This is a genomic window from Arthrobacter sp. B0490, from assembly GCF_002929355.1.
In the GTDB taxonomy this organism is placed as follows: domain Bacteria; phylum Actinomycetota; class Actinomycetes; order Actinomycetales; family Micrococcaceae; genus Arthrobacter_D.
The window spans coordinates 256285-272312 of sequence record NZ_PJIR01000003.1 but is presented as its reverse complement, the minus strand read 5'-3'; the positions used below and the strand labels follow the sequence as shown (position 1 = coordinate 272312).

The 16028-nt window shown below is 62.7% G+C and carries 10 protein-coding genes; 6 read left to right on the top strand and 4 right to left on the bottom strand.

The features are described from left to right. The first annotated feature begins 189 nt into the window (after positions 1-189). Together CXQ97_RS06770 and CXQ97_RS06765 are read left to right on the top strand one after the other, a co-directional pair. A complete protein-coding gene (locus CXQ97_RS06770) occupies positions 190-2820 on the top strand; it encodes a LuxR C-terminal-related transcriptional regulator (protein ID WP_104180086.1) in 2631 nt (876 codons plus the stop codon). Then, positions 2820-5537, top strand: a complete 2718-nt coding sequence (locus CXQ97_RS06765; RefSeq protein ID WP_104180085.1) for a LuxR C-terminal-related transcriptional regulator — start codon at positions 2820-2822, stop codon at positions 5535-5537. The genes CXQ97_RS06770 and CXQ97_RS06765 overlap by 1 nt, the downstream gene beginning before the upstream one ends. Before the next feature lie 363 nt (positions 5538-5900). On the opposite strand, the gene CXQ97_RS19410 is transcribed toward CXQ97_RS06765, so the two are convergent. The 4 genes from CXQ97_RS19410 to CXQ97_RS06740 all read right to left on the bottom strand — a co-directional run bounded on the left by CXQ97_RS19410 (position 5901) and on the right by CXQ97_RS06740 (position 11702). Next, positions 5901-6557: an LPXTG cell wall anchor domain-containing protein gene (locus CXQ97_RS19410; RefSeq protein ID WP_146069588.1), complete on the bottom strand. Its 657-nt coding sequence runs from the start codon at positions 6555-6557 to the stop codon at positions 5901-5903. Positions 6558-6816: 259 nt separating this feature from the next. Next, a complete protein-coding gene (locus tag CXQ97_RS06750; protein WP_258062369.1) occupies positions 6817-8532 on the bottom strand; it encodes a DUF4012 domain-containing protein in 1716 nt (571 codons plus the stop codon). A 220-nt stretch (positions 8533-8752) separates the two neighbouring features. Beyond that, positions 8753-10198: a sugar transferase gene (locus CXQ97_RS06745; RefSeq protein WP_258062368.1), complete on the bottom strand. Its 1446-nt coding sequence runs from the start codon at positions 10196-10198 to the stop codon at positions 8753-8755. Positions 10199-10238: 40 nt separating this feature from the next. Beyond that, a complete protein-coding gene (locus tag CXQ97_RS06740; protein ID WP_104180081.1) occupies positions 10239-11702 on the bottom strand; it encodes a polysaccharide biosynthesis tyrosine autokinase in 1464 nt (487 codons plus the stop codon). 389 nt (positions 11703-12091) lie between these two features. On the opposite strand from CXQ97_RS06740, the gene CXQ97_RS06735 reads away from it, so the two are divergent. From CXQ97_RS06735 to CXQ97_RS20630, 4 genes are read left to right on the top strand one after another with little or no spacing between them, the layout of a single operon-like run. Further along, complete coding sequence (locus tag CXQ97_RS06735) at positions 12092-13141, top strand: glycosyltransferase (RefSeq protein WP_258062367.1); 1050 nt, start codon at positions 12092-12094, stop codon at positions 13139-13141. Between the two features lie 3 nt (positions 13142-13144). Then, positions 13145-14317: a glycosyltransferase family 4 protein gene (locus CXQ97_RS06730; protein WP_104180079.1), complete on the top strand. Its 1173-nt coding sequence runs from the start codon at positions 13145-13147 to the stop codon at positions 14315-14317. Further along, a complete protein-coding gene (locus tag CXQ97_RS06725) occupies positions 14318-15418 on the top strand; it encodes a glycosyltransferase family 4 protein (protein WP_104180078.1) in 1101 nt (366 codons plus the stop codon). It abuts the gene before it with no gap. Next, a complete protein-coding gene (locus CXQ97_RS20630; RefSeq protein ID WP_104180077.1) occupies positions 15415-15921 on the top strand; it encodes a hypothetical protein in 507 nt (168 codons plus the stop codon). The genes CXQ97_RS06725 and CXQ97_RS20630 overlap by 4 nt, the downstream gene beginning before the upstream one ends. The last annotated feature ends 107 nt before the right edge of the window (positions 15922-16028 follow it).

Here is a 16028-nt window from a genome sequence, read left to right as displayed (position 1 = left end):
CCGGGTGCAAAGCGAGTAGGTGGCGTGGAACTCCAGTAAGTGCTACTCGTGTAGAGAGTCGCAAGCCTTCCTAGGCTCGAGGGGAACCATACATTCTTCGAATCCAGGAAGTGTTCCCATGGATGCTCGAATCGCTGGCGTAATCGTCCCACCATCGCTATCCTTCCCGTTCCGCAGGGTGGTAGCGAGATGAGCAGGCTGGCCGAGGCACCCTTCTTCGTGGGCCGGGCAGACATGGTCGCGGCGGTCGAGGAGGCCCTCCTCTCGGCTGGCGCGGTCGGAGCCGTGCTGGTGGGTGATGCAGGCGTCGGCAAGACCGCCGTCATGCAGCAGGCCCTGGCATCGCGGGCCGCGGACCTGTTGGTCGTGCGCATCCGGGGCTCCAAGGGCTCCTACCACCAGGCGTTCCGACCGGTGAACTTCCTGCTCTCGGAACTCGAGACGGACGTCATCGACCACCCCGTCACCGTGCTGCGGGCGGTCTCCGAACTCCTCAACTTCCAGGCGCGGGGCCGCCGCGTGGTCCTCGCGGTGGACAACATCGAGTACCTCGACCCGTCCTCGGCCTCCCTCATCACGCAGCTGGTCCTGAACGGGACGGCGAGCGTGCTGCTGACCTCGCAGGACTTCACCGCCGCCGATCCCATGTTCGCCTCGCTGTGGCGGGACGGCTCCCTCAAGAGGTTCGACCTCTCGCCCTTCACCGCGGCGGAGGCCCGGGCCTTCCTCGAAGCCGAACTGGAGGGGCGGGTCAGCGTCGAGTGCGTCCACCTCCTCCTCCGGATGAGCGGCGGCAACGCGCGGTTCCTGCAGGCTTCCGTCCGCGCACTGCGCGGTCGCCGCGTCGTCGAGCAGGACGGCACCTGGGTGCTCCTGCCCGGCGGCACCCCCGTGCCCACGGAGGTCACCGAGGTGGCCACCGCCGTGCTGGACGGGCTGCCCGCGGGGCAGCGGGACGTCGCCCATCTCCTGGCGCTTGCGGGCCGCCTGCCCATCCCGGACCTGCACCGGATCGCCGGCAGCGCCGACGTCGACGCCCTGCAGTCCGCGGGCTTCGTCGTCGTCCGCCACGGCAAGCAGGAGTACGTGGAACTCACGAACCCCGTGCTGGGCGCCGGCGCCGTCGAGTCCCTCTCCGCGCCGCGTTCGCAGGAACTGTATGCACGGCTCGCGGACGACCCCGAGCTGATCGACGACCTCGACCCGGAACGGCACGCTCGCTGGCTGCTGCGCTGCCACCGGTCCGTCTCCGCCGACCTCGGCCTTGCCGCCGCGCAGTCCGCGAGGACCGACGGCCGGTACTGCGACGCCGTCGACTTCACCGAGATCCAGGACGCCCACCGGTCGTCGGCCGCCGTCGCGGCGGAGCGGGTCCGGGCGCTCACCGACGCGGGCCGTTTCGAGGACGCCGCGAACGCCCTTTCCCTCGCCGCTCCACTCATGGAGCAGGCCGCGCCGGCCGATGCCGTCCGGATGCTCCTCGCCGACGCCGCCCTGCACACCTTCCTGGGACTGCAGGGGGTGGAGAACCCGGTCAGGGACGCGGAGCACCGCGTCGAGGCCTCGACCTCGCTCCCTCCGGAGGAGACCGCCGCACTCCGGGCCGAGATCCTCCTGGCCCGCGGCGAGCTCGCCTCCCTGGACGGCGACTACGCACTGTCCCGCGACCTCATGCTGGCCCTGCGCACGGAGGCGTACCCGCTCGACGTCGACCGGAAGATCAGCAGCGACGCGCTGCTGTGCGAGGCCTGGGCCATGCTGGAGAGCCAGCTCGATGCGCTCCAGCTCGCGGACGACCTCGCCGACCGCCTGCAGCACGGGGGAGTGAGCCACCGTACACGCGAGATCGCCTACCTCCGCCTCGTCACCGTCTACAGCGCCTCGGGAAGCTGGGCGTCCGGATCCCAGCGGCTCGGCCTGGACATCGAGGACGGCGAGGTGGCGCACCGCGGTTCCTCGGTCCAGCTCGCCCTGGGGCTCGTCCTGGCACGCTACGGCCAGCCGGAGGACGCCCTCGCCCTCCTCAAGCCGGCGTTCGACCAGCTGCGCGTCGGTGACCCGAACCGCCTCCTGCCGGTCGCGGCCGGGGCGATCGCCTTCTGCCACACCATGACCCGGAACATCCAGGACGCCATCCCGTTCCTCGTCCATGCGGAACCCGCGCCCGGCGTGCCGTGGATGGTCCGGCGGCTCACCGCCCAGCTGCAGCTCTCCAGCCTCGGCCTGCGGGAGGCGAAGTCGGAAGCGGCCCAGCAGTTGCAGGTGCTCGGGCAGCGGGACAGGGAACGGGGAGCGTCGCTCTTCGAACTCTCCGCGTTCACCAGCTCCGTGCGGCTCGGCAATACCGGAGCACTCGCCGAGCTGTCCGACGTCGCCGCCAGGGTGCAGGGACCGTTCGCCCGCCTCAGTGAGATGTTCGCCAAGGGCGTGGCACACCGCGACGCCGAGGTCCTCCTGCAGGCCATGGAGCTGGCGGCGGCGGCGGGGGACCAGAACTTCGGTCGCGACGCAGCCCGGTCCGCGCTGAGTGCGGCACAGGCCATGGGCAACAAGTCGACGGTGCGCGAAGTGCAGCAGCGGGCACGGCAGGTCCTCGTGAACGAGACCGCCGGCGGCCCCATGTCGCAGCTCGAATCCCTCACCGCGCGGGAGAGCGAGATCGCCCAGCTCGCGGCCGGTGGCTACGCCAACCGGGAGATCGCCGACATCATGTGCGTGTCCGTGAGGACCATCGAGGGGCACCTCTACCAGATCTACTCGAAGCTGCACGTCTCCTCCCGCCTCCAGCTCGCAGAGCTGCTTCCCACTCCACTGCAGTGATGCTCCGCGAGGACGGCCAGGTCCCCCTCGTGGGGACCGAACGCATCCTGGGCGCCATCGTCCACACGCTGTCCCACCCCGACCTGCACGGTGCACTCGTCATCGGCGAGACGGGCATGGGCAAGAGCGCGCTCGCCCGGCGCATGGTGCCGATCATCGACGGGCAGAACAAGCGGTGCTTCGTCATCCGCGCGACGGCGAGCCTCGCTGACGTGCCCTACGGATCGCTCGGCGCCTACCTCTCGGACGCGTCGCCGCAGGCGCTGCGCTCCTCCCTGTCCGCCCTCCGCGCGCTGGTCTCCTACCTGCGGGAAGCGTCGCAGGGCCGCGACGCCGTCATGATCATCGACGACGCCCAGTACCTCGACGACGACAGCAGCCACATCCTCACGCAGCTGGTGGTGTCCCGCACCATCAAGGTGGTCCTCTTCTCGAACGGCATACCGCCCCGCTCGGGCGAGCTGTTCTCCCTGTACACGGACGGCTTCATCAGCCGGGTGGACCTCTCGGGCCTGACCGACGCGGATGCCGGTCGGCTCTGCGAGGCCGTGCTGGGAGGGCCCGTGACCCGGGGAGCCGAGGCCTACTTCGCCCGCCAGAGTGCCGGGAACCCGCTGATGCTGCGCGCCCTCCTCAACCATTCCTCGGCCACCGGCGAGCTGGTCTTCCGGGACGGCGTGTGGTGCCTCACGGGTCGCTTCCATCCTCCCGGCCCGCCACTGATGGACCTGGCGAAGACCCTGCTCCAGGGGCTCAGCGAGCAGGAGCGGACTGCCTATGAGGCCGTCTCGCTCAGCGGCGGCCTGACCTCGGCCCGGCTGGCGCGGCTCGAGGAGGACGCCGTGGCGCAGCAGCTGCTGCGGCGGGGGCTCCTGCGCAGTCCCGGCTCGCCCACCGGGTTGCTCCGGGTGGCGCATCCCATGATGACGCGGGTCCTGCGCGCGCTGGTTCCCGCCGGGCGGAGCGCCGAGCTGCGCCGCCAGGTGTTCGACGACGACGTCACGCTGCCCGCCCTGCAGGACGGGCGGATCGAGTACCTGAACTGGGCCCTCGACGCCAACGTGCCGGTTCCCGCCACGATCCTCCTCGAGGCCGCACGCACGGCCGCGCACGTCTCCCGGCCGGAATCCGCCCTGCGGTTCGCGGGTGCCGCGAAGGTCGAGGCGGGAGACGCGGCATCGGCCGTCGAGGAAGCCCGCGTCCGGGTGACCCTAGGGGAGTACGCGGTCGCGGTCGCCATGCTCGACCAGGTCCTGGCCGGCCCGGCACGGCCGGGCACGCTCACCGACGCCGCCTCGCTCAAGGCCCTGGCCTGCGTGCGGCGCGGGGATGACCCGGGCACCATCCACTTCATCGCGGAGGCCTGCGCCGCCCGGCTGAGTGCCACCGGGTCGGAATCCGACGGCGCGCAAGCCGCTAATGCGGTCGACGGACGGGACCTGCAGTCGGCCCCGGAGGACCTGGCACTTCTCCACCTGCTCGGCTGGGTCCTGGAGGGGCAGTTCTCCACGGCCCGCACGGAACTCGAGGCCCTCGAGCGATTCGTGTCGTCGAAGAGTGCAGCACCGGCGGCTCACGTGCCGGTCCTGGTCCTGGCGTTGCGCGGTATGATCGATGGCGCCCTCGGACTCTGCACTGCTGCCCTGGCGGAGCTGCGGGCGGCGCTCGACGACGTCGACCGCTCGCAGGGTCGGCTCGAGCATCTCCGCGCACCCATCGTGGCCCAGTACGTCGGCGCGCTCATGGGGTCGGGGGACATCGCGACGGCCACCGAGGCCCTCGACGAGTACCGGCGGCAGCCCCTGGTGGACCTGAGCTATCTCAGCGGCGCGCTTCCCGTGCTGCAGGCCGTCCTCGAGGTGCGCCGCGGCAAGTTCCGGACGGCGCTGCGGATCCTCGTGCCCGCGCTCGTGTCGCTGCGGCAGGCCGACAGCGAGATGCTGCTGCCGTACGCTCTCGGCGTCGCGGCGTGGTGCGCGCATTCCCTGGGGGAGAACGAGACCGCCGGCGCCTTCGAGCAGGAGTTCACCAAGGTGTCGGGTACCGGCAGCCGGCCCCTGCTCCTCGTCGCCCGTGCCTACCTCGCCGCCGCCAACTCGGGCAGCTCCGAGGGCGGCCATGATCTGGCCCAGCTCCGCGAACTCACCGAGGAGGCCCGATCCGCGCCCTACCCGGCCGGCGAGAAGGACACCCTGGAACTGCTGGTGGCACTCGGGGACACGGCGAGGGCCTGGCGCCTCGCCGAACTCGCGGACCGGTTCGAGGGTGCGGAGGCACAGGTCGTGTCGGAGTACGCGCACGCGCTCTCCGCCGCGGACCCGGATGCGCTCCTCATGGCCGCTGACCGGGCCGAGAGCATCCAGAAGGTCCCACTCGCGGCCGACGCCTCGGCCCGGGCCATGCGGCTCTATGCGGACAAGGGGGACGTCCGGGCGCGGCGGCTCGCCCTGCGGGCCATGCGCCGGCGCCAGTCCATGCTCGAGGGGGTATTGCCCCATGAGGAGGGTGACGCGCGCGGTTCCCACGAGCTGACGTCACGGGAACGCGAGATCGCGAAGCTGGCTGCCGAGGGGGCCACGAACCGTGCGATTGCCCGAATCCTCGTCCTGTCGACGCGTACCGTCGAGGGTCACCTGTACCGCATCTACGGGAAGCTCGGCATCACCACGCGCGAGGAGCTCGCCGCGGAATTCGCGACGGACCAGGAGCAGCGGTGATGGAGACGGGTGAGCGCGTAGTCGCCGCTCCCGGCTAGGTAGTTTTTTCAGCAACTCCGCGTACATACAAGTCAAAGACAAGCCCTTGGTACTCGTGAGAGGTATGCAAGGGATACGTAATGTTGCATCTGTTGGAGCAAGGGTGGTCCAGCAGCAGGGCTCATGCCCTCACCCGAGTGAAGGCGGGTCCCGGACTGGGGCCAGCGGCATAGGAGTCTTCTTGAGACCGAGACTTCGTCCCCAGCTGTCGTTGGCCCCTTCCTCCGGATTCAGGGCAACCTGACCGAACCTGAGCATGGAAACGAAAAGCCGGGCCGGAGCAATCGCTCCGGCCCGGCTTTTCGTCGTTCCTACTGCGAGGTATTACGCCTCGACGGAGCGGCGGCGTGCGACCACGATGCTGCCGGCGCCCAGGCCGAGTGCACCGATGCCTGCTGCGCCCCAGAGGACCATGGCGGAATCGATACCGGTGTTGGCGAGGCCGCCCTTGACCGACGAGGTGGTTCCGCCGGTGGTGCCACCCGTTGTACCGCCGGTGGTGCCGCCCGTTGTCCCGCCCGTGGTGCCGCCGACAGCGTTCGCGGCGTCGACGACAACGGTCTGCGTGACAGTCTTGCCCGCGGCGTTGGCTGCGGTCAGCGTGTAGACGCCCTCTTCGGGAAGCGTGACCGTGTAGGCGAAGTTGCCGTTGGCATCGGCCTTCACCGTGTCGGTGAGGACGATCTGGTTGAGGACGATGAGACCGCCGCGTGCCGAGGCAGCTCCACCGGCACCGAAGCCGGCAGCGGACGGCGTGGCGTCCGTGCGGTCGACCGTGATGGTGATGAGCTCGCCCGGGGTGAAGGGGCTTCCGGTGCTGCTGAAGACCACTGCTTCGCCCGGTGCGATGGTTCCGTCGCTGACGGTGGCGGTCTCGTCGGTGACGTAGGCCGGAGTGGAGACGGGAGCGGCCGTTGCCGCACCTGCTCCGATGAGGGTGATGGTACCGGCGATTGCCAGGACGGAGGCGGTCTTGCGCATGGTGGCTCCCCAAAAGAAAAAAGAAATGAGACGAGACGAAACAGGTGAAGTGATCGGGCCTTCGTTCCCCAAACGCCCTCGATCGACTCCTCGTACCGTATAGCACCGAGCCGAAATACTCTAACTGGCATGGAAACTACTTGGGTGAGAAGAATCTCTACTCACAAAGTAGCAGCGCAAACCAAGTATGAAAAGCGGTCTGCCCTTCCGGACGCAGATGTAACGCAGTGTTAATCTGGCGCTGCGTTGACCTTGCGCCTTAGCTGCACGACTGCAAGCCCTGGGCGGGCAGTAAAACGTCGGACGGGTCCTGGACGGTCGGGGTGATGTCGACCACCGGCTCCGTTTCCTGCACCACCTTGGAGAAGTCCATTTCCAAAGTCACAGTCTCTCCCGGGCCGAGTTCGGTGGTGAGAATCCCGACAGGCCGGTTGCCGTGCGCGAAGGAGCCTATGGGCGCCTCAGCGCCGTCGAGGCGTGCCTGTTGCAGGCGTGACTGGGCGGGTCCATAGCTCACAGTGTTGGTCTTCACCCGTCCTGGGTCGACGCCGAACGCGCCGGCCCCGGTCACATATTCGGGCAGGCTGGTGGCCGCGTCTGCCGGCGCCGTATTGGTCAGGGTCACTCTTACCGTGTAGAGCGAGTACCCGTCGCCGGGGCAGCTCTTCACGAGCTGCACGGTGCGCCGCACGTAGTAGTCCATTTTCGCGCCAGTGCCGTCATTGAAGTAGACACCGAACGCTGCCCCGCCGACCGCGGGTCCGAGCGCGGCCCCGGCGAGGTCGGTCTGCGCGAGCAGGTCCTGCTCGTCGGTCGACGCGGACCAGAGGTGCAGGCGTCCCTGCTCGCCGCTGGTCACCAGGGCGTCGACGAGTTGCGTGCCGTCCCCCTGAATGTTGGTGAGAGCACCGAACACCTTCGCCGCAACCGCCGCGAAGTATGCGTCCTGCACAGCCGGTTCCTCGATCTGTGCGTACACATCCGAGAGGAGTGTCGGCACTACGTTCGTAGAATCGAGCGCGGTCGGGAGCTGCGTGTTGGCGAGGAGGGCGTCGACTGCGGGATCGCCGATGGCGCCGAGCTCCACGGGGCCTGTGGCTGACAGGATATTCGCGAGCACCACGGGGTCCAGCGCAATGACACCGTTGATGATGGAGCCCGGGTTGCGTTGCTCCCACATCTGCTGGGCGGTGGAAGCGGCCGAGGGGAAGTCGGGGGTGAGGTTGACGCTCTGCATGAATGTGCCCATGCGATACGAGTAGATCCGTTCCTGCTCCGGATCCATCGGGAGTGGGGGAGTGAACCTTCCCATTTCGGAAGCACTGCCCTGGTCGGTCAGCGAAATTCGCCCGTCCTCCACGGTGAGCACGGCCAAAGCGCCGGAGATGCCGCCCGTCGCGCGTACTTCCGCGCTGTTCTGCACCAGCACCAAGTAGTTTCGAGGTCCGTCAGCGCCCAGCATGGACGGCAGCAGCTCGCTGGCACGCGATGCGCTAGTAATCGGTCCCCGCACTTCGTCGAGCGCGTCGACAGCCTTCTTCAGCGGGCCAGCGATTTGCGGAAGCAACTCTGACCGATCAATTCCTTCAAGGCGGCCAAAAGAAAGGTTGACCGTGTTGGCTGCCGCGGAGAGGGTAGGCGAGACGTCTGCAAGGGGAGCGGTGTCGATCCGGCCGTCGGTAGGGGACAGCGAGTCCCAGTCTAGGGTGGCGAAACTGTCCACAATCGGTGTCACTGCTCGGCTGATGACATCGTCGGCTGAGACCGTGACCTCGGTGACGGCGCTGAAGTTCTGACCCACAAACGGGACAAGTGCTGCGGCCTTCCACAGCGGGTCTGCACCCGCAGTACGTGCGGCGGCCGTGTACTCCTGTATTTGAGCTGTTGTTGCGCTGGCCCCCGAAGCGTCACGACTATTGACGGCTGCCTGCAACTCGGGAAGCAAGGCCATGCTGCTTTCGAGATTGCTGCGCACTTGGTGCGCTCGGTGAGCGAGCCACGAGCCGGCGGCTACGAACAATATTAGGACGGTGGCGGCGATGACGAGCAATAGATTCGAGCGCTTCCGGCTATTGCTCCTCGCCACGCTCGCGCGTTGACCGGACGACTGAATCGTAGCGGGCCGCGCTCTCCGGGAGCTCATCGAGGGTCGATCAGTCATGCAAGAAAGTCCTTTTTACTATGAGCGAGAGGCGTTAAAAAGCGCCGTGGCGGCTGACAACAGCCTTGAAAGTGCGTAGCAGGATGGTCAGATCACCTAAAGAAGACCAGTTCTCGACGTAGTAAAGGTCGAGTCGGACTGTCTCGTCCCAGGACAGCAATGATCGGCCGCTAACCTGCCACAATCCGGTCATCCCTGGGCGGACCAGAAGTCGGCGGTGGGCGCGGATGTCATAGCGCTCTACTTCAGCGGCAAGTGGCGGTCGTGGACCTACAAGAGACATCGATCCACCAAGGACATTGAACAGTTGAGGCAGCTCATCGAGGCTGAACTTGCGCAGAACGCCACCTATCCTCGTGATGCGAGGGTCGTTCTTCAACTTGAATAGCACCTCATTGCCTTCGTGAACGCCGCGAAGTTCTTGCAATCGACTTTCTGCGTCTACCACCATCGAACGAAATTTGAACATCTCGAAACGCTCACCGGCGGTGCCTACTCGTTCTTGGCGGAAAAACACGGGCCCTTGTGAGTCAAGCCGGACAAGCAAGGCGAGTACGGCGAGCAGCGGTGACAGCCCGATAATCAATGAAGCGGATCCAACAATGTCGGTGGTTCGCTTCACAAAACGTTGGCCTTTTTCTAAGTTGGGCGTCGATACGTGGATCAGTGGAAGGCCGGCTACGGGCTGCGTATGAATGCGGGGTCCTGCGACGTCTGTGAGCGCCGGTGCCATAATTAGACGAATATTAAGGTCCGCCAGCGCCCACCCCAGTGCGCGGATGGTTTCCGGTGCTAGTTGCATGCTGCTCGAAAGTGCCACCGCGTCGGGATTGAAGCTCTCGATGTCGGCGATTATTCTGTCCGCCTCGGTTGCCCTCCCGACGACTGGTAAATCTAAGCTACCGGCAGTACTTCCGTCTGCTTCAACGCCGGGGAGGTAGGCACCGATTGGAATGTAACCCGCCATTGGCTGCGCTCGCAGGGACTCCGACAGGTGCTTCACGCCGCTAGTGCTGCCGATGACCAGCACGCGAAGCGAACTCTTGCCGTGCGCGCGTTCCACGTGCAGCAAGCGTCGGACTATGGTCCGGGACAGCAGAAGCATGATCAGACCAGCTGGGAGTGCAACGCCGACGTAGCCCCTGGCAGTGTCGAACTGGAAGGCGTAACTGACAATCGCTACGACCCCGAACAGAATCAGGGAGGCGCTTAGTACGCGTTTATACTCCTCAGCGCCATGTCCCAGCACGGTCGGTTCGCGGCTGCCCCGAAGCGAAAGGAGTGCCCACCACCCCGCGGCGAGGACGAGGGATAGAACCACGTAGGGCTGGCCGCGGGCGCTCAGCCGGTCCGTCTCGGGCACTCCAAATCGAATGATCAAGGCTCCGACAGTTGCCCATAGAACCACCGCCGCATCAACTATGGCTAGTCGTCGCCCATAGCGATGCGCCCAGCCGATATTCTCTTTCGCCACCGACACCAGTCCCCCGTACTATCTAACCCGGCGCCCGAAAACGCAGCTAATTACTCGCCTGTGGTGGTATCCCAAAGATCCGCTCGTCAAAATCAGAACTTCGGGTCTTCAATAAGCGGTTGGGAAGCGCCGGCGTCTTATCCATTGCCGACGGTTCGGCCGAGTCATACGAGTAATAGCTGTATGCATAGGCGTCAGGACCCTTGCTCGGCAGCAAGTTGAACACAACACCCAGCAGGTCAGCGCCCACCATCTCAAGGTTGCCTAGTGACTTCTGCAAGTCCGGCAACCTCACTTTTGAGGCTCCCACAACAAGCACGACGCCCCCTACCTCTTGCGCAAGAACTGCGGCGTCGGTGACTGGAAGCAGCGGTGGGGCATCGATAATGACTGCGTCGAACTTCTGCTCAAGGCGAGCAATCAACTGCTTCATTGCTTCGGATCCAAGTAGTTCGCTTGGATTCGGTGGTATCTGGCCAGCCGTCAAAATATAAAGCTCGTCGGTGCCCCACGGTTGCAGAAGGTCCTCCACGTCAGCGCGGCCGATCAGGGCAGTTGTTAGACCGGCGTTGCGCTCGAGACCCAGGTATTCGTCCACCCGGGGGCGTCTGAGGTCGGCGTCCACGAGCACCACAGACTGACCACCTTGTGCGATCGCAATAGCGAGGTTCGTGGCAGTGGTGCTTTTTCCTTCTCCTGGCAGCGATGAGGTCACCAACACCGCCTTCGACTTATGGCTCACGTGAGCGAACTGCAAGTTGGTGCGGATCTGCCGAAATGATTCGGCCCTGGGGCTCTGCGCATGTGTTTGCGTCAGCAACGGCTTCTTCTGGGCGTCCGTGTCGAAGGAGATACCACCGAGGAGAGGTGCGTCGCTGACTCGCCGTAGGTCAGATTCTCCACGAACCCGGGTGTCTAGAGTGGTTCGTAAGAGCGCTAGCGATACTCCCGTCGCGGCTCCGAGCAGCAGGCCAAGCGCAAGGTTCATGCGCGTATTCGGCGCGGAAGGATCTTCAGGAGCCACGGCAGGTTGTACGACGGTTAGTTTCACAGGAGACGAACCTGCGCCGTCTCCAGCCTCTATCTCGCTCACAACTTGGACGAGACTCTCGCCCACTGCCTGCGCGATGGCGGCAGCCTGCACCGGCGAGCTGTCTTCGGCTGTAATAGAAATGATTACCGTGTTCAAATCCGCGGTTGCCGCCACTACCGTAGATAGGTCCGCAGGCGAGACTTCGAGCCCAAGACTGTCGATGGCAGGTTGCAAAACAGCCGGCGTGCTTACCGTCTCGACGTAGGATTGAACCCGCGCCTGCGAGAAAGTGTTGCCCTGTTGTAGTTCCTGTACAGACCCAGAACTGTTGATTGCAACAAACAGCCTCGTCTCAGCTTGGTACGTTGCTTTCAATACCAGCGAAATAAACAAGGCGATAAGAACACCGAAGATTGCGAAAGCGGCAATTAATATCCAATTCCTGCGGAAAATCCGCAGGTAATCCGTCAACTCCAAGTTGAGACCCTTCGAATTAGAGTTCGGGCTCCCAGAAGGAAGATCCGATCTATAGTAACCATGTGCAGCTGCCATCGACGACGTTCTTGCTGATGCCGGGCGGGTCGGTTCGCCGACATGCCGGGGTTCAGACGGCGCGCCGCTGCGGCAAGATTTGTATCTGATACGCCAAGCTACAGTGGGAGCGTCTCACACTCCCCTCGAAGGTTGTCGCGGCTCATGCAGTCTCGCGCCGGATCCCGGGCAGGCGCTGCGGCAGTGCGCACGTGGTGAGTGCATGGCACCAAGCGGATCACCAACCGATGGAAGCGAAATGGGGCACAGTGACCGGAGTGCTAGTTCACGAGTGGATTGAAAAGCGGGGGGGCGCGGAGCGAGTCTTAGACGGAATGGTCGAATCCTTCGATGACATCGACATCTACTGCCTTTGGAATGACGACCCGATGCGATACGGGTCGAGACAGATTTACGAGACGGTGCTCGCGCGAACTCCATTGCGCCATAGGAAAGTCCTCGCCCTGCCCGCCGCGCTCGTCACATGGCGACATCTACCAGCTATTCAGAAGTACGACTGGGCGCTCGTCAGCAGCCACTCATTTGCTCACCATGCTCGATTTTCAAAGAATCCCGATTTGAAGAAATTGGTATACGTTCACACCCCGGCGCGCTATATCTGGGCTCCCGAAGCCGATGCTCGCGGACGCAGCCTGGCTGCACGCACAGCGGGACCCATGCTGCGAACGTTAGATCGTCAACGAGCAAAAGAGATCTACAGTGCCGCAGCGAACAGCAAATTCGTTGCGCAAAGGATTGAAAGGAGCTGGGGGATAGACGCGTCGACTATATACCCCCCGGTTGATGTCAGTCGTATCCAAGCAAAATCTGACTGGAGTGCCTCCCTGACGGGACCTGATGCAGACCTCTTAGGTTCCTTGCCGTCAGATTTTATCTTGGGCGCATCTCGATTCGTCGAATATAAAAAGCTTGAAACTGTTATTGATATCGCAGTAAGTATGGGGGTTGCAGCTGTAATCGCAGGAAGCGGGCCGGATGAAATGCGGCTTCGGGCCCACGCCAAGGAGCGCGGAGCCTTGGCAATTTTTATATTGAAACCGTCGGACTCCTTGCTCTACGCGCTATATCAGCAAGCACTACTTTATGTATTCCCAGCCTTGGAGGATTTTGGCATCATGCCCGTAGAGGCGATGGCTGCGGGAGCTCTAGTTCTCGCGAACGAGGTTGGAGGAACTTCCGAAACAGTAGAGGACGGAAGAACCGGGGCGCTGGCCAATTTTTGCAGCAAGGCCAGCATCACAGAAGCAGTACAGCGAGCTCTAAGCGGTCAAGCCTCGTTGAGCAGGTCACGAGCAATGAAATTCTCCGACGCGGTGTTTCGTTCTTCCTTATCTTCATGGGTTGCGTCAAAGACAGGGATTTGAGCAATGCCGGAACTTCTGCGGGTAATTCATTTGGATCACACTACAGCGCTCGGCGGCGCTGAGCTCGCGCTAATGCGCATAGTTCGCCATTGCGACAGTTGGCAGCCGCAAGTCGTCCTTCCTCACGGCAAAAATACGGGCTTAGGCGCATTTGATGCATTGAAGCAATCCAGCGTCGACGTGTTTCGAGTAGGCCCTGAACAGCCGTCCGGCGCAAGCAAGGCTGGTCTGCTCGGTGCGCTTCTCGTCGCTGCACAAATTGGGCGCCAGGTTGCACACCTCTTGAGTGACAGTAGAGTACGGCGAGCTCATGTCATTCACGCCAATACCTCTCGTTCAGCCATTTATGGATCAGTGGTCGGGTTTCTTTTAAGGAAGCCGGTGGTCGTTCAGCTCCGCGACCTAGTCGACAGGGAGGCTCTCGGCTGGTTCGGCTTGAACGCCATGCGCTTCATAACCTTGCCACGTGCGGCTGCTGTCATAGCGAACTCACAGACAACCGCAGCGACCGCGCGGCAGTACATGCCGGATTCGAGTCGGATACACGTTATTCATAGTCCGATCGGGTTAAGCGACGGACAACCATTGAAAAGAGCTCGAAGGCGCAACACTGATGTATTCCGAATTGGCATGGTGGCGAGACTTGACCCTTGGAAGGGGCAAGAACTGCTTATCAGAGCCTTCGCAAAAGAATTTGCTGGAGAAAACGTTAAGTTGCAGTTGGCTGGGGGAGCCCCTTTTGGACATGAGCGCTATCAAAAGGACCTAAAAGACCTTGCATGTCAGCTAGGTGTTGCTGCGCAAGTAGACCTTCTTGGACAGGTCACTGATGTTGAGGGCTTCATATCCAGTATGGACTTGTGCGTGCAAGCTTCAACCAGGCCGGAGCCGTTGGGTCAAAACGTCCTACAGTACTTAAAATTGGGGAAAGCAGTGGTGGCGGCGGATTGTGGTGGACCTGCAGAGTGGATCACGAGCGGAAAAAATGGTCTTCTCTTCGGTACAAATAACGTGGACAGTCTTGCTCGGTCCTTACGAAGCATTCAGAGCGACCCCGAGTTGCTCAACAACTTAGCTATCGGCGCTGCAGCTACAGAGGACATCCACACTGACCACGAGGTTTCGCAACTTCATGGCCTCGTCTTCCGTGCCGCATGTCAGAATTGGAGCGGGTAGATGGGCCGGAATCTTGCTTGCGACCAAAACAACCGAATCAAATTGTTGGTGCTCGCGTCTCCGAGCACTAAGAACGCGGGGGCATATCAATTCTGGGATCACCTACGTCACGAGCTTGGGCAGCAAAAGACGCACACAATTGTCTTCCGAGGCCACCCCGACCAGGATTTAGTCGAAAACGAGCCGCTAAAGCTTCGCTTGGTCTCCTCTCTGCGCTTTCGCAAGCGCGTGCTGCAAGTCATTGCGGATGAGGAAGTCACCCACGTCATCAGCTCCATCTCTCAGAGTGACATTGTGTTCTCTTTTCTTCTAGCCCGCAAGGCTAAGATTCCGTGGTTTATATACGCCCTGGGGCAGCCCTTCCCGGTCAAGCAGCAGGGACATCCTGTCAAGCGAATCTTATGGCGCTTTTTATGGCGCTCCGCTGCTCGGAGAGCTTTCGGAGTTCTTACCGTGAGCGAGTACCTGACGGGGTTGCTTAGCGACTTGCTCCCAACTCAAAAAGTGGAAACAGTGTACCCGGGCCTTCCAGCACTCGAGAAAGAAAAGCTTTGCCGCGTGCTGCCGACCGTCGCCGATCGGCTAAGAGTTGGATTCGTCGGTCGTCTATCTCCAGAAAAAGACCCAATCGCTTTCTGCAGAATTGCATCAGCCAACCCTACGCGTGAATTTGCGGTGTTCGGCGATGGACCGATGCGAGCAGATCTTGAAGGGGCCTTCAACCAAGTGAAGTTTCACGGCTTTACGGATCGGTATCGAGCATTTGGGCAGTTAGATGTGATGCTGATTACTTCTATTTCCGAGGGGTTGCCGACCATTCTACTTGAAGCAGGTGAAGCCGGCGTCGTCCCGATTGTCGCTGACGTTGGCGGCTGCGCGGAGGCGATCCACCCTCTACTTCGAACGCGACTCGTAGTGCCGCGGGCTGAAAGGGAAGTTCCCGAGTCCTGGACGGTTCGAATTGCAGCTCTTGATCATGCGGAGGTGCGGCGTGAATACCTTATCCTGCAACGTCAATGGTTGACGGACACATTCGACTTATCAAGGACCGCCACAAGTTTGATGAGCATTCTAAGTAAGCAAGGGAATGGAAAGCGATGAAACTGTGGAACCGATTGGCATCAATTGCTGATGAAAGGGTTCTTCGGCACCTTCCCGGAAAAGCGAGCATGAGGCTTAGACTAGCTATTCTGCGTAGTCGAGGAGCAAAGATATCGCGGAATGTTGTGCTGGGTACCGGCGCGAGAGTGATTCATCCCGCTGGCCTAGAGGTGGGCGCTAGAGCTTCCATCGCTCGAGATGTGGTGTTGGACGCCCGCGGTACGTTGGTAATACATGAGGGCGCATTAATTGGATTCGAGTCGGTGCTGCTCTCGTCGACCCATAATTCGGGCGACTCAAGCCGGCCAGTTCATGATCAGGGCATGTACAGCGCCTCGGTCGCAATCGGTCCCAATACCTGGCTGGGCACGCGGTGCGTGGTCATGCCGGGGGTCACAATCGGAGCAGCCGTGGTAGTAGCTTCAGCGGCGGTTGTAACCAAAGACCTGAGTGCCGGCCAAGTATACGGGGGAGTACCTGCGAAATGGATAAGAGTGAGGTGAAGCTTACTACCCCACTAATTAAGCGGTTGCTGCCATATTCGGCGCAAATATTGAGTCTAGCTGGCAGTGCCGGGCTTACATTCGCAACGGCGTTTCTCCTCGGTCCA